Here is a 16,149-nt window from a genome sequence, read left to right as displayed (position 1 = left end):
GCGCCTGATAAGGAGCCGCCGGCCACTATGTCCAGCATGGACCGCATCCCCGCTTTTGCAATTTTTGCCATCACCGCCCCCTTGGTCGTCGCTTCCACCCCGCTAGCAGCGCAGGAATACAACAGCTGGGATCAGGCGCGGTCGCAGATGGTCGCGCGCGCGCCGGCGCAGATCGACCAGGCGATTTCTCGCTGGGAATATCTCGACAAGACCGACAATCTCGCATTCAACGACTACGCCGATTTCATCCTCGCCTACCCCGGATTCCCGCGGCAGGAGAAGATGCAGCGCCGTGCCGAGGCAGCGCTGGCAAAGACCGCCGTTTCCCCGGCGCAGGTGATAGCCTTCTTCGACCGCAACCCGCCGCTGACCAATCCGGGCCGCAGCGCCTATGCTTTGGCACTGGCATCGCTCCAACGGCCCGAAGCGACCGAAACCTCGCGCAGCGCGTGGCGTGGCGGCACGATGCCGGGTACCACCGAGCTCACGCTCGAAGGGTTGTTCGGCACGCAATTCACCGCCGACGACCAGCGGGCCCGGATGGATTCGCTACTGTGGCAGGGTGACCGCGAAGGCGCGAACCGCCAGTTGATCCGCCTCGGCATGGAAGATCGCGCGATCCCCGCCGCGCGGCTGCAAACGCAGGACGGCGGTGCGCAAGTCGTTCCGGCAGGCGCGCTGAACGATCCTGGTTTCGTATACGATCAGGCGAAATACTACCGCTCGACCGGGCAGACAGAGCGCGCTGCGCAGGTGCTGACCACGCGCCCCCCGTTTGTCCGCCCCGCCAACGATCCCGAAGCCTTCGTCGGCGAAATGCTGCGCGTCGCCAAGGCGAGCAGCGCGGGCACCGCCGCGCGCATCGCCGGTTCGGTCGACGACCTGTTCCCCGCCGGATACGACGTATCGAACGGCAGCTTCGTGCTGCGCGACCGCTATACCGACCTGATGTGGCTTGGCGGGACCAAGGCGCTGTGGTCGAATGGCGACGGCCGCACCGCCGCCCCCCTGTTTTACCGCTATGGCACCGCCGCGAAGACCCCGCTGACCCGTTCCAAGGGGTTCTTCTGGGCGGGCCGTGCGGCGAACATGGCGGGCGACCGGGCCGAGGCCGAACGCTACTGGAACCTCGCGGCGCAATATCCCGACTATTACTACGGCCAACTCGCCCTGTCGGAGCTCGGACGCAGCGTTCCCGGGTTTTCCGCCCTGCCCGCCGTCCCGCCGACCCCCGCTGCGCGCGCCGAGTTCGATGCCAGCCCCGCCGTCCGCGCGATCCGTGCGCTGGCGAACAACCGGCGTGACTGGCGGGTCGAGCGCGCATTCTTTGAAGCAGTTGCCGACCAGGCACGAAGCCCGGCGCAAATGGCCATGGTCGCGGACCTCGCGCGCCAGACCGGCCTCAACGAGATGGCGGTGGTCGCAGGAATGACGGCGGGCGAGCATGGCCTCACCGGATTTGAACGACTCGGCTTTCCCACTGTCGAGACCCACGGGGGCGCGAACTGGACCATGGTCCACGCGATCGCACGGCAGGAAAGCGAATTTGACCGCAACCGTGTAAGCCATGCCGGCGCACGGGGCATGATGCAGTTGATGCCCGGCACCGCGCGCGAGGAAGCGGGCAAGATCGGGGTGCAGTATCTTTCCGCCGACCTTACCGGGAGCCCGAGCTACAACATCCGCCTTGGCGATGCGCATTTTGCGCGGCTGATGGACCGTTACGGCGGGGCCTATCCGCTTGCCATCGCGGCCTACAACGCCGGGCCGGGCCGGGTGAACGAGTGGCTGCGATTGAACGGCGATCCGCGCACCGGGGCGGTCGACTGGGTCACCTGGGTCGAGAAGATCCCCGCCAATTTCGAGACCCGCTACTACGTCATGCGGGTCATCGGCAATGCGGTGACCTACGCCAATATGAACCCGGACCGGTCGAGCCCTGCGCAGCGCGACGTGAAGCACTACCTGCCGCGATAGGCCCGCATCATGGAGGGGAGAAACAACCCGATCACCCCGGCGGGATTCGCGGCATTGCGTGCCCGTTACGACCACCTGCTCGGCACTGAACGGCCGGAGATCGTCGAGATCGTCAGCTGGGCGGCGGGCAATGGCGACCGCAGCGAGAACGGCGATTATCTCTATGGCCGCAAGCGAATGCGCGAGATCGACCGCGAACTGAAGCACCTCGCCAAGCGGATGAAAACAGCGCGCGTGCTCGATCCCGCCGACCAGCCGGACAAGGCGCGGGTGTTCTTCGGCGCGAGGGTCGAGCTGGCGGACGGGGACGATACACGCAGGACCGTTACAATCGTCGGTGACGACGAGCAGGANACCGTCACCCTGCCTGGCGGTGCCAGGGAATGGGAAGTGATCGCGATCGCCTATCCGGACTAAACCGGCCTGAAACGCAAACGGGCGGACAGTTGCCTGCCCGCCCGCGCATAACTCGCGATGAGAACCGCGTCTTACTTGTCGCAATCGCCCAGGCGCTTGCCGCTGACCTTCATCACCATCTGGCCCTTGCCGCCAGGCATGGTCGGGTCTTCCATGTCGACCGTCATCGTCATGTCGAGCGAGGTTTCGGTATGACTGCCATCGAGCACCATGGTGGCCTTGCCGCCGGTTTTCGAATTGCACATGACCTTGCCGGAAATCTCCCCGCCGCCGACTTCCATCGATTCGGTGGTGCAATCTTCCTCGCCGTTCATCGGACCCTTGGCGAGATCGTCGAGACCCTTTTGCATTTCTTCGTCGGTGCGGCAGGTTTCGGTGGTCTGCGGCTGACCGATCATCGCATCGAACAGGCCCTTCGCTTCAGGCGGAGCGCCGGGAATGTCGAATTTTTCGATCGTCACCGTGTTCGACCATTTGCCGCCCTGCATCTTTACATCGCCGCCGCCAAGCGGTCCGCCGCTGCCACAAGCGGCCAATGCGAGGCTGGCTGCCGACAGCAGAATCACCGTTTTCTTCATTGTTGGGTCCTCCCTGGAATTGGTTCGCCACCTTAGGCGCGCGACTTGCGCCGCGTAACCCCCCTATTTAAGGCAATGCCATGATACGGATTGGAGATTTCCGACCATTTGCAATGGCGGGCATTGTGGCTGCGCTATTCGCCGTCTCGGCCCCGGCGGTTTCGCGGGACAGTCTGGGCGTGTTTTCGGACTGGGGTGCATTTCGCGATCCGAAGGTTCCGCGTTGCTATGCCATCGCCAAGCCAGCCCCGAGCCGCCTCGAGCGCGATTTCGAGCCTTACGCAAGCATCGGCACCTGGCCCAAGAGGCAAGTCCGCAACCAGTTGCATATCCGCCTGTCGCGCAAGACCGCCAGCAATGGCGCGATTACGCTGCGCATTGGCAGCAGGAGCTTTGCGTTGACCGGAGCGGGCGGCAACGCGTGGGCGAAAGACCGCTCAATGGATGCCGCTGTTGTTGCCGCGATGCGCTCCGCCAGCCAGATGACCGTCAGCGCCCGCGACAGCCGGGGCCGCAACTTCTCGAACACCTATTACCTTGCCGGTGCCGCAACTGCGATGGACGCAGCAACCGTCGGATGCGCCCGGTTGAGCAAATAGGCCCACAACAAGAAAACGGCCGGTCGAAACCGGCCGTTTCCCATTGCTATTGCGTCGGATCAGAAGCGGATACCAACCCCGACCCCGACCTGGTGACGGTCGACATCAACGTCGAACCGGTCCGCATCAGGAAGCGTGCCTTCGAAATCGATCTCGGCGCGCGAATAGTTCGAATAGCGGTACTCGGCGTTGACGAACATGTTCTGGCTCAGTGCCAGTTCCACGCCCCCGCCAACGCGGTAACCATCCAGATCGATGTCGTTGTTGAACTCCGTCGTCCCGTCGTTCGAGCGGATATCGAGCTTGGCATTGGTGTAACCGCCCTTGACGTAAGCCAGCGCATTGTCTCCGACCTTGGCACCCACGCGGGCACCGAGGTACAGGTCACGGTCGGCGCTGACGTTGCCGAAGCCGAAGCCTTCGAAATCGCCGTTTTCGAAATCGGTGTCGGCGTTCGACCACGCAAACTCTGCTTCCGGGCCGATGACCACGCCGCCGAGGTCGACATCATATCCGACTGCGGCACCGTACATGATGCCGTCTGCAGACTGATCATTGTCGACCGCAACATCGTCATCGACGCTGCTGCCCGCACGCACGCTGTCATATCCGCCGACCGCTTGGGCGCGGAATCCGGTGAAGGGCGATTCGTCCTCGACCGCTTGTGCCATCGCCGGCGCTGCGGCCAGCATCGCCGAACCGGCAATGAGGATTGCGACCATCTTTTTCATTGTTAGTGCTCCATGTCTCGTGCGGCTCGATTGCCGCATGGACCACCCCAACGCCGCGAAATGCGGGTCGGTTTCATGAACCTGAGACAACCCGATTTTTGTGTCTCTTTTGACACACGCTTGTCGTCGAGCCGTTGCCGGAAGGCGGCAGAACACCTCGTCGTGTATGGAAATTCGACGAACCGAGTAATCCCCTCCCGTCGCTGGCCTTTTCCAGCCTGACCCACTATATGCGCGGCCTCCATGGCCGACACCGCACTCATGCCGATCCCGGGACAGGTCGATCCCGTCCCCGTCGCGCGCGACATCACCCCGCGTACTGACGGTCGCCTCGACCTGCTCGGGTTGTCAAAGGACCGCATTCGGGCATTGCTCGAAGAGGCAGGGCTCGACGCGAAGCAGGCAAAGCTGCGCGCCAAGCAACTGTTCCACTGGATCTACCATCGCGGCCTGAGCGATTTCGACGCGATGACCGATATCGCCAAGGCAATGCGTCCGTGGCTGGCGGACCGCTTCGTGATCGGACGGCCCGAAGTGGTCGAAGCGCAGCATTCGACTGACGGGACGCGAAAATGGCTGCTGCGAACAGACGACGGACACGAGTTCGAAATGGTGTTCATCCCCGACGCAGACCGGGGCACACTCTGCGTGTCGAGCCAGGTCGGCTGCACGCTCAATTGTACTTTCTGCCACACTGGTACGATGAAGCTGGTGCGCAACCTCACCCCGGGTGAAATCGTCGGACAGGTCATGCTGGCGCGTGATGCCCTGGGTGAATGGCCGGGCGCGTCATCCCAGCGAACGCTGGGATCGGTTTCCGATCGCGCCGCGCCAGCGGCCAGTGATCCCGGCTTGGGCTGGGATGACGACGAAGGCGCCGACGACGATTTCGAATACTCCGCAGTTGGCCGTTTGCTGACCAACATCGTCATGATGGGCATGGGCGAGCCACTGTACAATTTCGACAATGTCAAAAGTGCGCTCAAGCTGGTGATGGACGGCGAAGGGCTGGGCCTGTCCAAGCGCCGCATTACCCTCTCGACCAGTGGTGTCGTGCCGATGATGGAGAAATGCGGCGAGGAGATCGGGGTCAATCTCGCAGTCTCGCTCCACGCTGTGACCAAGGACGTCCGCGACGAGATCGTGCCGATCAACCGGAAATACGGCATCGAGGAACTGCTGCAGGCCTGCGCCGACTATCCGAGCGCCTCCAACGCGCGGCGGATCACCTTCGAATACGTCATGCTGAAGGACAAGAACGACAGCGATGACGACGCGCGCGAGCTGGTCCGGCTGCTCAGGGAGTACAATCTCCCCGCCAAGGTCAACCTGATCCCGTTCAATCCCTGGCCCGGCGCGCCCTACGAGTGCTCGACACCCGAACGGATCAAGCGCTTTTCCGCAATCGTGTTCGACGCCGGGATCAGCGCCCCGGTGCGCACCCCGCGCGGACGCGACATCGATGCTGCCTGCGGCCAGCTCAAGACCGCCGCGCAGAAGAAGAGCCGTGCTGAACGCGATCGCGAGGCCGCCGAGGCGAAGGCCGAATGATCGCGTTCCTGCTGCCCGAAGGCGATGAGTTCGATGCCTTGCAGCAACAGCTCGACGAAACCGGGCGCTGTTCGATCCAGCCGATCCTTTCTGAGGAAGCCGCAGCGGAAGTCGAAGGCTTTTTGGCTGCCAGCGAAGAATGGTGCCGTATCCGGGGCATCGGCAACCAGCGCTTCGATCTTCCGCCCGAGCGCGAGCGTGACCCGACCCCGCAGGTGCTCGAAGATCATCGCGCGATCGATCAGGCCATCGCGAGCGATTCCAGCAAGAGCTTCGCATTTCTCTACGATGCGATTCCCATGACCGAGGCGGCACTCACCCCTGCCCCTGATGGACTGCTCGCCCAATTGCGGCGCGCGATGACCGACCCGGCGGTCTTTCGCTGGCTCGAACGGCTGACGGGCGAACCCGCACTGACCGGTGTCGAAATTCAGGCCACCCGCTTCACCACCGGCGATTTCCTCTCGCTGCACCACGACGGGCCGAACGTCGACCGGAAGATTGCCACAGTGCTCGGGCTGTCGCGCGACTGGAGCCTCGACTGGGGCGGCAATCTGCTGTTTCCCTCGGTCGATGACCGACTTGAGGGGCTTTCGCCCGGCTACAACCGGCTCGACCTGTTCATGGTCCCTCAGTTTCATAGCGTGACCGCTGTCTCCCCCGCCGCCCTGCGTCCGCGCCTCGCGGTCTCCGGTTGGTTTCTCGGATAGTCTCGGGTCCCAAATCGCCTTACTCTTGCGTCGCCGTGACATATTGAACCGCAGATGTTATCCGGCCTGCGGGAATATCTCGCCGTAAAAACGGGCCGGTCGACCCAGAATCGAAAAAACAACAATGAGTCGCGCACTGCTTCAATACAGGATTAATCATGCGCCTTTCATTGCAAATCGCTGCCGCAGCGATCATGGTCGGTTCTTCGCCAGTATCTGGTCAAGACACTTCCAATCCAGGCCGGGTTGTCGCGGCATGGTCGCAATTTGTATCCGACAACCCACCGGCTGTGACCGCGCCAGTGCAACCCGCCGAAGCGCGGCCTGCGCCAGAGACACGCCCACCTGCGATCGAGCTACGCTATGTCATCGACACCGTATCGCACTGGCAAGGCCAATCCGCCTGCGACGCGTTCAACGTGGCCTACAAGGACGCCTCTGGTGCACTGGGCACAGCCGCGGGCGGAGTCGAACGCAACAACCCAAGACCATCGATATTCCCGACAACCGTGTGCTCGGTGGCGCTGGATGCAAGCTGGGAAGACCTGTGGCTGATCGATGCAGGCCAACCTCCGAATTCCACCGCCGCGACCATCTGGGAGAATGGCACCGACAGCGGGGTCCGCGTAGCTCTTCCCGGCCCCCACAAGCTCGGCCGCCGGCACACCAGCGCACATGGCCAGCCGGAACTTCTCATTGCCACGCTGGGCGACAGCGGCTGTCGGGGTGCGCAGAAAGGTCAGGACTGCAGCAGCGACTGGCCGTTCCAGCAGATCACACAAAGCGCCGCCTCGTCCAGCCCGGACCTGTTCATCCATGTCGGGGACTACCGCTACTACGAGCAATGGGACGACGCGAACCGCTGGAACTACTGGCTGAAGGACTTCCTCATTCCCGCACGCGAGGCATTGTTGGCAGCACCATGGGCGCTGGCGCGCGGCAATCACGAGGAATGTGGCGACTCTGCGTCGGGGGAGGGCTTCACCTATCTGTTCGGTGTCGGTGGTGCGGATTGCAGCATCACTATAGAACCAAGCTGGTCATTCGATGTCGCGCCTGGTGGTTTTGACAGCGCAGGAAAGGCGACCGCAACGCATCGCTTCGTCATGATCGACACGTCGACCGAATGGAATCCCGCGCTCAAGCAGGCGTTCATAGATGCAATCGACCTTTCCGCCAGCGAAAGTGTCTGGTGGGTTTCGCATATCGCGCCGGTGCATCTGGTGAAGTTTGGTGGATCGCCGCAATCCAATCCCGGGGTCTTGAGCCTGCTAGACAAGGCTGTGGCCGAGAAGGGGCCGCTCTGCGCTACGGACACTGGTGGCACAACCACGTGCAAGCCAAGCCAGATGCTGCTTGGGCATGACCACATGTTCCAGACCGTGACCTTCGCGAAGGCTGACGGATCATTCTTCTGGCCGCGAGCATATATCGTCGGGCATGGCGGTGTGGACCTGCGTGGCGCCGGCCTCAAAGCATCGTCCTGTACCTTCGACTCCTTCGACCTTCCCGGCTTGTCCGGCAAGCAGACAGGTACGGTCCAGAGCAGGAGCGAACATGGCTATGTCCTGTGGACGCGATCTGTCGATACGATCGGTGAACCCGCCGGCTGGGTCGCCAACCCGCGCGACAAGGACGGCAATCCGTTGTCGGCCTTTGGTCAGCCGACCCCCTCGTGCCTGTGAGCTTGCGCAGTTCTGGACGCTTGGTACCGCTGATCCGGACAGGACTTTCGAGAGCGTAAGGCTATGCCCGCCGATCCGGCAACGATTGCATTCTACCAGGAACAGGCCCCGCGTTACACGCTGAGCTTCGGGCAGGCACCGAGCCGCCATCTCGACTGCTTTCTCGACCGGCTCGCACCGGGTGCACGGGTGCTCGAGCTTGGCTGCGGCGGCGGGCGGGATTCGGCGCGGATAAGAGAGCGCGGCTTCGACCTGGACGCAACCGACGGTACGCCGGCGATGGTCCGCAAAGCCAACGAGCGGTTCGATGTCGGCGCGCGGATGCTGCGGTTCGAAGATATCGACGCGCAATCTGCTTATGATGCCGTCTGGGCGCATGCCTGCCTGATCCATGTGGCGCGCGCCGATTTTCCCGATATCCTCGCCCGCATCCACAGCGCGCTCGAGCCGCAAGGCTGGCATTTCGCGAACTTCAAACTGGGAGATGGCGAAGGCCGCGACCCGCTGGGCCGTCTGCACAACTTCCCTGATCGCGCATGGCTGGTTGAGCAATACAACGCCGCCGGGTTTTGGCTCGTCGGCGACGAAATCTACCGCAGCGAAGGGGCGGACAGCGTGCAGCGTGACTGGATTGCGCTGACGGTGCAGCGCAAAGCCTAGGGCTGCGAAAATGCGGGAAGCAAGGCACCCGCCGCAATAGTGGCGCTGAGACCCCCGACCCACACCCGCCCATCCTCGCCCAAAGCGCAGTGGATATGCCCGTCGGCTCCGATCTTCTGGCCCTGCCCCGCCACATAGTTGCTTTGCGCCAGCCCCCCCGCGAACAGATGCATCGCGACACCGGCGTTGAAGCTGCCGGTCACCGGGTCTTCCACCATCGCCCCGTGCTGGTTGGCGAAGAACGCGCGCAATTCCCAATCGACCGCGCCGCCCGGCGCTGCTGGTCCGGCCAGACCGATGTCGGTTCCCGGCGGCGCCTTGGCGATGGGCGATGCCGCAAGCACATCCTCCGCCGAGCGCAGCCGGAGCAGCTGCCACTTCGGGCCGTTGGCGACATGCACCGCTTCGATGACCGCCGCCGGATCGACCCCTGCGATGCGGATCGCTTCGGCCTTTTCCGCCGCATCGAGCGGACCGGTGCGCGTGAAGGCCGGCGCGGCGAAGGCAAGCCGATCGCCATCGCGTTTCACTTCGGCCAATCCGACGCCGCATTCCTGCACAACTGTATCGTCACGCCGCGGCTGACCTCCTGCGGCGAGCCATGCATGGCAGGTTCCGAGAGTCGGATGACCCGCGAATGGCAGCTCGCCCGCCGGGTAGAATATCCGCACACGATAATCGGCCGCAGGACCGGTCGGAGGCAGGAGGAAGGTAGTCTCCGAGAAGCCGAGCCACTGGGTCAGTTGCAACATCTGCGCGTCGGAAAGGCAATCCGCGCCGTGCACCACCCCGAGGGGATTGCCGCGGAAGGGGGCGCTGCCGAAAACGTCCACGAGATCGAGATGCATTGAAGTCTCCTGCTTATGTATTGGACGTGGATCGCGCGGCATCGGGGCGCAAACAATTTCTCCCGCGCGGGCCGAAGATCGAACTTTACCGTACTGCTGCACACGCTACTGACGGTCGACAGGAGAGCATGATGAATCCGATCCCTGTCGAGGCCTTGTGCGTTGGCCAGCCCGCACCGTTCCGCGACGGGGAATTGAGCGCCTTCGCCAAGACGAAGGTCGATGGACCGGTGCGCATCACGCGCGAAGGGCTGAAAGGCGATACCCAGGCGGATCGAAGGAACCATGGCGGACAGCACATGGCAGTGCACCTATATCCGCGCAGCCACCGCGCGTTTTGGCTCCAGAAAATCGGAGCGGAGCCCTTGCTCGACGAGCCCGGCGCTTTTGGCACCAACCTGGCGGTGGACGGGCTGGCAGAAGCCGACGTCATGCTCGGCGACCGGTTCCGGCTCGGCAGCGCGTTGCTGGAGATCAGCCAGCCGCGCATGCCATGCTGGAAGATCGAGCATCACTTCGGCCACAAGGGAATGGTCGCCGCGATAATCGCTTCGGCGCGCTGCGGATGGTACTTCCGCGTGATCGAGGAAGGCGAGGCGCAGGCGGACGACATACTAGAGCGGGTCGAAGCCCAACGCACCGACTGGACCGTAGCCGAGGTATTTGCCGAACTGGCGAACCCCAAGTCAGCAACGACGCTGGAACGGGTCAAGGCTATGGCCGACTGCGAACTGCTATCACCGGTCTGGCGCGGTGGCGCGCGGCAGAAAGCGGAGGCGATGGGTGGTTGAAGCGGAGAACAGCATCGAGTCGTGTGTTGCGCGTGCGTCAGGCTATGGGTCCGACCGTGCCTCGAGCCGCCTCGCCGGAGCTCCCGCTTGACCCGCCCTGCCGTGATGATCACCGGTGCCGCCAAGCGCCTCGGCGCGGTCCTCGCACGGACCTTCGGCGAAGCGGGCTGGCACGTCATCATCCACTATGGCCGCTCGGCGCGAGAAGCAGAGGCGCTCGCTGACAGTCTGCCCAGCGCTCAGGCGGTGCATTGCGACCTGTCGGACGGCGATGCATCGGCCAAGCTGGTCGAGGTGTTGGCTACGCGGCTCGATGACTGGCGGGTGCTGGTCAACAGCGCGGCGGTTTTTCGTCCCGACGATGTAACCGGGCTCGATCCGCAAACGTATATGCGTGCAATGCAGATCAACGCCCTGACCCCGACCCGCATGGCGCAGGCTTTCCTGCGCAGTGCGCGCGCGAAGGGTGGGCGGCGGGTGATCCAGTTCACCGATCAAAAGATCGCCAACCCCAACCCCGATTTCTTCAGTTACACCGTCAGCAAGCACGCCCTCTCGGGCGCGATCCCCATGCTCGCAATGGGAGCGACGGGACCGGATGACCGGGTCTATGGCCTCGCCCCGGGCGCGATCCTGCCGAGCCACGACCAGACCGAGGACGAGATCGAAGCGAGCCACGTACTCAACCCGCTCGAGCGCAAGACCGGCGCACGCGAGGTCGCAGACGCGGCGTTGTTCCTTGCGGCAGGCCATCTGGCGAACGGTGAAACGCTCTACATCGACAGCGGGCAGCACCTGCTCAACCAGCCGCGCGACGTGATCTATCTTGCCCGGGAGGGGGCAAAGAATGAAGAAGAAGCACGCCCTTAGCACCCGCCTGTGGCACTGGATCAACCTCGTCTGTGTGGTGATCCTGTTCATGACCGGGCTCAACATCTCCAATGCGCACCCCTATCTCTACTGGGGCGACTGGGGCTTCTCGCCTTCGCAGGCATGGCTTGCGCTGCCTAAGTTCCCTGGCTGGGCAACGATCCCGGGCCATTGCAGCCTCGCCGAGGCACGCGACTGGCACATCCTCATGGTCTGGCCGTTCGCGTTCGGACTATTGTTCATGTGGATCGCCATGCTCGCCAACGGCCACTTCTGGCGCGACCTGCGCACTACGCCGCGCGAGTGGAGCCCCACGGAGGTGTGGCGGGACGTCGTCGATCACCTGAAACTCAAATTCGACCATGGTCCTGCCAAATTCAATTTCCTCCAGAAACTCGCTTATGGCAGCGTGCTCTGCATCCTCCTCCCCGGGATGATCCTGACTGGTCTCGCCATCAGCCCCGGGTTCGAACCGGCGGCGCCGTGGTTGGTCGATGTCCTCGGCGGGCGGCAAAGTGCACGCTCGCTGCATTTCCTCTTCGCTTTCGGACTGCTCGGCTTCTTCATCGTCCATATCGCGCTGGTACTGCTTGCCGGACCGATAGGGCTGATCCGGGATATGGTCACCGGCGGCAGGAACGAGTGGGGAGGCAAGCTATGAACACTTCGATCGGACGGCGTGGGTTTATTGCCGGCGTCAGCGCGCTGCTGGTCAGCGCGTGCTCGAAGGTGGCGGAGACCGATGCCGCCAAGTCGCTGTTTTCCGCCGCGCCGGAATGGCAGCGCAAGATTCACCGTTCACTGGCCAGCCGGATGGCCTTGGCGAAGGAGTATCCGCGCTCGGCGATTTCGCCCGACTTTCGCGGCAACGGTTCGCGCACGGTCGACACCGACGCCTATCGCAGCGCGCTGGCGGCGGGCTTCCCTGACTGGAAGCTCGAAGTCACCGGCATGGTCTCTACCCCGCTCAGCCTCGGGCTCGACGATATCCGCAAGCTGCCGCAACGCACCCAGATCACGCGGCACGACTGTGTCGAGGGATGGAGCGCGATCGGCGAATGGACCGGGCCGCAACTGTCGGCCATCCTCGATGCGGCGGGGGTCAAGGATAGCGCTCGCTTCGTCGTCTTCCGCTGCGCCGACACCTACGCCGGGCGGAAATATTACGAGAGCGTCGATATGGTCGATGCCCGCCACCCGCAGACCATCGTCGCGCACAGCCTCAACGGCGAGCCGCTGCCCGAGAAGAACGGTGCGCCGCTGCGGATGCGGATCGAGCGGCAGCTGGGGTACAAGCACGCCAAGTATCTGACCGGGATCGAGGTCGTCGATACGCTGGAGAATATCGGCGAAGGCAAGGGTGGTTACTGGGAAGACCGGTCCGGCTACCAATGGTATGCGGGGATGTGATCTCCTCGTCGCCCCAGCGAAAGCTGGGGTCGCTGGCTTCCCCTTGCTAACCTGACAACGATCCCAGCTTTCGCTGGGATGACGAATTGATCTTCAATCCTCGGGATACCGCACCTTCATCTCCGCCCAGTCGGCGCGGATCATCTCTTCCAGCACGGCCATATCCACATCGGCCAGCTTGTTGATGTAGAGGCAGCTCTTGCCGATCGAATGCTTGCCCAACCGTTCGCGCGCGTCGGCGTGCTTCGCCCCGGTCTCGGCATCGCAATAGCCGCCCATCAGATAGATCGAATGCTTCGCCTTGCGCGGGCTGAAGCCGGTGCGCAGGAAATGGACATCCCGGCCGCTTTCGTAGGTAGTGCGGATTTCGCCGTAGCCGATCATGCTCGGCCCCCACATCTTCGGTTCTTCGCCCGTCACCTTGCGAAACAACGCGTCGAGCACCTTCGCATCCTCGCGCTTCGCCTCCGGCTCCACGCCTGCGATGAACTCCGCCGGGTCGAGTTCGGTAATCGTTGTCTTCGCTTCCGCCATGGCCCAGCCTCCCATCCTGCATTGACAGCATAGCGCGCCGCCCGCACTCTGTCAGCGGGACAACCAAGCATAACATTCGGGGGATGCAACGCCTATGTGGCTGCTCGACAAATTCCTGACCAAGGCCATCAAACTCGGCCAACTGATCGTGACCGACCATGACGGGAAGGAATACAGCTACGGACCGGGGGGCGAATACCCGCCCGAAGTCGGCGGCAGGCCCGGCCCTATCCGCATCCGCCTGACCCACAAAAAAGCCGCCAACCACATTGTGCGCTATCCGCAAATGGGCGCAGGCGAGGCCTTCATGTGGGGCTGGCTGGTGGTCGAGGAACCGCACGACATCCGCGACATGATCCTGCTGGTGACGATGAACGCCAAGCGCATGGGCGGCGCCTCACTCAAGCCCAAGGGCCCGCTGCGCAAAGGCGCACAGAAGCTGCTGGCGAAGCTCGACGGGGTCAACCTGCGAGGGTCGGCACGCAAGAATGCCGAGCACACTTACAACCTCACGCGCGAACTCTACGAGCGTTTTCTCGACGAGGATCGCCAGTACACCATGGCCTATTACCGCGAGGACCCGGCCTCCACCTCGCTCGAGAAGGCGCAGATGGACAAGAAGGCGCATCTCGCGGCCAAGATGTACCTCAAGCGTCCGGAGGAAAATGGGGGCAAGCGGATGAAGGTGCTCGACATCGGCTGCGGCTGGGGCGGCTTCGCGCTCTACCTGCACCAGATGTACGATTGCGAAGTGCTCGGCGTCGCGCTCGCGCCCGACCAGATCGCCTTCTGCAAGGAGCGGGCAAAGGCGCTCGGTGTGGACGACAAGGTCAAGTTCGCGCTGATGGATTACCGCGACGTCGAAGGCGAATTCGACCGCATCTCCAGCGTCGGCTTGCTCGAGCATGTCGGCACGATCCATTATCCGCAATTCTTCGAGCACACCAACCGGTTGCTCAAGAAGGACGGGGTGATGATCAGCCACTGCTGCGGCCGCTCGGGAGCGCCCGGCTTCACCGATGCCTGGACCCGCAAATACATCTTCCCCGGCGGCTACATCCCCGCGCTGAGCGAGCTGGTGACCCAGAGCGAGAGATACCGCTGGCAGGTGATGGATGTCGAGGCGATGCGCTTCCACTACAGCTGGACGCTGGAGGAATGGTACAACCGCACCGTGATGCACCGCGAAGAAATCACGGCAATGTACGACGAGACCTTCTACCGCATGTGGCTGTTCTACCTCGCCGGCGCCGAGCAAAGCTTCCGCAACGGGACGATGGTCAACTGGCAGCTCCAATATGTGAAGGACCGCACCGCCATCCCGATGACGCGGGAGTATATCCACGAAGAAAGCGCAAGGCTGCGCGCCATGGCCGAGGTGCCGGAATGGCGGTTTGGCGAGGGGCTGCGGGAAGCGGCGGAGTAGCTATCCCCGCTTGAGCGAGGATCGATACACTGGTCCGAACCCGACCAGTGCAGCCCCGACGAAAGGCAGCGCCACTACCCACAGCCGGACGCCGGTCACCCCTTCGGGACTGGCGATGCTGATCGCGGCGGTCATCGCGAGGCCCGTGCAGATCATCAGCAAGCCCAAAACCAGCCGCCAGTGCGGTACCGGGCGGCCATCGCGCGCCGGGCCGAAGCCGCGCTCCCAGCGGCTGAAGATCGCCACCAGCGGCAGCAGCACTGCGATGTAGAGCGCGAACCATACCGGGCGGGCGAGCCACCATTCGGGGCTGCCCGGATCGACCCTGAGGCCGATCCCTCCGCCAAGCCAGGCGGCAACCATCACCAGCACGAAGGCGGTAAGGTGCCATAGGTAGACGCTCATGATCATCCCGTTGAGCAGCACGGTCGCGGTCCACACGCGCAGGTTCTCGAGCATCTTGCGCCCGGCTCCCTCGAGCCCGAGCACCAGCCCCGCCTGCGTCACGCCGAGCGCGAACAGCGCCAGGGTGGGCGGCATGGAGTTGGTGAGCTCAGCCCCCGGAACCCCGATCATCGCCACCGGATAGGGGCCGAGCCCGACCAGCAGCCCCAACGCCAGCAAGCCGCCGCCGAACCACACCGCCGCCCTGCCCCCGCCGTTCAGCCGACCGTCGCGCCAGGCGTAGCCGAGCTGGTGGATGCCGACCCAAACGAACAGGAAGTTGGCGAAGTTGATGTAAGGCACCCGATAGAAGAGCGTCAGCATGTCGACCAGCACCGCACAGGCGACCAGCCAGGCGAAGCTCCAGAAGCCGAGCCGCTGCCACGCGGCGTAGGAAAACGGCACCAGCGCGGTGACCAGCAGATAGACCGCGAGGAACCACACCGGCACCAGCGCCAGCGAGGTCGCGAGCTTCACCACCTCGCGCCCTACTCCCAGCTGGGTGCCGAAGAAGGCGAACACCGCCCACGCCAGCAGCACAGGGAACACCGGGTTGATCAGCCGCTGGATGCGGCTCGCGAACCATTCCGAATAGGGCTTTTTGTCGCGCAGTTGCGCCGACCAGCTGACCCCGTTGGAATAACCGCCGACGAGGAAGAAGATCGGCATCACTTGGAAACCCCAGGTCAGCCACTGGGTCCACGGCAGGATGCCGAGCAGATGCCCGCCGACAACTTCGCCTTCCCCGTCGATATAGGGGGCAGCGACCAGCCAATGGCCGATGACGACAGCGAGAATGGAAAATGCGCGCAGGAAATCGACCCAGCGGTTGCGCTCGGGCGGGGCCTGCTGCGCCATCGCCTTCGCCTTGGTCCACATCGCCCGCATTCGCCTCTCCCGCGTTGCCCTTCGGCGCTA

The 16,149-nt window shown here is 63.7% G+C and carries 17 protein-coding genes; 12 read left to right on the top strand and 5 right to left on the bottom strand.

The features are described 5' to 3' along the window. Positions 1–81: 81 nt before the first annotated feature. A complete protein-coding gene (locus tag NSO95_RS11285; RefSeq protein WP_366519008.1) occupies positions 82–1,977 on the top strand; it encodes a lytic transglycosylase domain-containing protein in 1,896 nt (631 codons plus the stop codon). Between the two features lie 9 nt (positions 1,978–1,986). Next, positions 1,987–2,394: a transcription elongation factor GreB gene (locus tag NSO95_RS11280; protein WP_257596362.1), complete on the top strand. Its 408-nt coding sequence runs from the start codon at positions 1,987–1,989 to the stop codon at positions 2,392–2,394. A 71-nt stretch (positions 2,395–2,465) separates the two neighbouring features. On the opposite strand, the gene NSO95_RS11275 is transcribed toward NSO95_RS11280, so the two are convergent. After that, entirely contained in the window at positions 2,466–2,972 is a 507-nt protein-coding gene (locus NSO95_RS11275; protein ID WP_257596361.1) for a DUF3617 domain-containing protein, read from the bottom strand. A gap of 80 nt (positions 2,973–3,052) precedes the next feature. Between NSO95_RS11275 and NSO95_RS11270 the strand changes: the two genes are divergently transcribed. Continuing rightward, entirely contained in the window at positions 3,053–3,571 is a 519-nt protein-coding gene (locus NSO95_RS11270) for an invasion associated locus B family protein (protein ID WP_257596360.1), read from the top strand. 59 nt (positions 3,572–3,630) lie between these two features. On the opposite strand, the gene NSO95_RS11265 is transcribed toward NSO95_RS11270, so the two are convergent. Next, on the bottom strand, positions 3,631–4,302 hold the full coding sequence (locus NSO95_RS11265) for an outer membrane protein (RefSeq protein WP_257596359.1): 672 nt from the start codon (positions 4,300–4,302) through the stop codon (positions 3,631–3,633). Positions 4,303–4,545: 243 nt separating this feature from the next. Here NSO95_RS11265 and rlmN point away from each other — a divergent pair, with 243 nt between their 5' ends. From rlmN to NSO95_RS11245, 4 genes are all read left to right on the top strand, one after another. Then, positions 4,546–5,853, top strand: coding sequence for a 23S rRNA (adenine(2503)-C(2))-methyltransferase RlmN (rlmN, locus tag NSO95_RS11260; RefSeq protein ID WP_257596358.1), 1,308 nt, complete (start codon positions 4,546–4,548; stop codon positions 5,851–5,853). Further along, complete coding sequence (locus NSO95_RS11255) at positions 5,850–6,563, top strand: 2OG-Fe(II) oxygenase family protein (RefSeq protein WP_257596357.1); 714 nt, start codon at positions 5,850–5,852, stop codon at positions 6,561–6,563. The genes rlmN and NSO95_RS11255 overlap by 4 nt, the downstream gene beginning before the upstream one ends. A 302-nt stretch (positions 6,564–6,865) precedes the next feature. Beyond that, a complete protein-coding gene (locus NSO95_RS11250; protein WP_257596356.1) occupies positions 6,866–8,248 on the top strand; it encodes a metallophosphoesterase in 1,383 nt (460 codons plus the stop codon). 63 nt (positions 8,249–8,311) lie between these two features. Beyond that, positions 8,312–8,908 carry a class I SAM-dependent DNA methyltransferase gene (locus NSO95_RS11245; protein WP_257596355.1) on the top strand — a complete coding sequence of 199 codons (597 nt, stop codon included), beginning with the start codon at positions 8,312–8,314 and terminating at the stop codon, positions 8,906–8,908. On the opposite strand, the gene NSO95_RS11240 is transcribed toward NSO95_RS11245, so the two are convergent. After that, the gene (locus NSO95_RS11240; RefSeq protein WP_257596354.1) at positions 8,905–9,756 is read right to left on the bottom strand and encodes a PhzF family phenazine biosynthesis protein; all 852 of its coding nucleotides are present in this window, start codon (positions 9,754–9,756) and stop codon (positions 8,905–8,907) included. The genes NSO95_RS11245 and NSO95_RS11240 overlap by 4 nt on opposite strands. A 131-nt stretch (positions 9,757–9,887) precedes the next feature. Between NSO95_RS11240 and NSO95_RS11235 the strand changes: the two genes are divergently transcribed. The 4 genes from NSO95_RS11235 (at position 9,888) to NSO95_RS11220 (ending at position 12,827) form a co-directional block, all read left to right on the top strand. Beyond that, entirely contained in the window at positions 9,888–10,547 is a 660-nt protein-coding gene (locus tag NSO95_RS11235) for an MOSC domain-containing protein (RefSeq protein WP_257596353.1), read from the top strand. Between the two features lie 105 nt (positions 10,548–10,652). After that, positions 10,653–11,417, top strand: coding sequence for an SDR family oxidoreductase (locus NSO95_RS11230; RefSeq protein WP_257596488.1), 765 nt, complete (start codon positions 10,653–10,655; stop codon positions 11,415–11,417). Then, a complete protein-coding gene (locus NSO95_RS11225; RefSeq protein WP_257596352.1) occupies positions 11,395–12,078 on the top strand; it encodes a cytochrome b/b6 domain-containing protein in 684 nt (227 codons plus the stop codon). Before NSO95_RS11230 ends, NSO95_RS11225 begins: the two co-directional genes overlap by 23 nt. Continuing rightward, complete coding sequence (locus NSO95_RS11220) at positions 12,075–12,827, top strand: molybdopterin-binding protein (RefSeq protein ID WP_257596351.1); 753 nt, start codon at positions 12,075–12,077, stop codon at positions 12,825–12,827. The genes NSO95_RS11225 and NSO95_RS11220 overlap by 4 nt, the downstream gene beginning before the upstream one ends. A gap of 93 nt (positions 12,828–12,920) precedes the next feature. On the opposite strand, the gene NSO95_RS11215 is transcribed toward NSO95_RS11220, so the two are convergent. Further along, positions 12,921–13,361 (bottom strand): DUF1801 domain-containing protein, encoded by a 441-nt coding sequence (locus NSO95_RS11215; protein ID WP_257596350.1) that lies wholly within the window; start codon positions 13,359–13,361, stop codon positions 12,921–12,923. 94 nt (positions 13,362–13,455) lie between these two features. On the opposite strand from NSO95_RS11215, the gene NSO95_RS11210 reads away from it, so the two are divergent. Beyond that, entirely contained in the window at positions 13,456–14,787 is a 1,332-nt protein-coding gene (locus NSO95_RS11210; RefSeq protein WP_257596349.1) for an SAM-dependent methyltransferase, read from the top strand. Here the strand turns inward: NSO95_RS11210 and NSO95_RS11205 are convergent, their stop codons facing one another. After that, complete coding sequence (locus NSO95_RS11205; RefSeq protein WP_257596348.1) at positions 14,788–16,119, bottom strand: acyltransferase family protein; 1,332 nt, start codon at positions 16,117–16,119, stop codon at positions 14,788–14,790. Positions 16,120–16,149 lie beyond the last annotated feature (30 nt).

Source organism: Parerythrobacter lacustris (assembly GCF_024626475.1).
GTDB lineage: Bacteria > Pseudomonadota > Alphaproteobacteria > Sphingomonadales > Sphingomonadaceae > Parerythrobacter_A > Parerythrobacter_A lacustris.
Note: the sequence above shows the minus strand (reverse complement) of the source record. Positions and strands in the feature narration are given on the sequence as shown.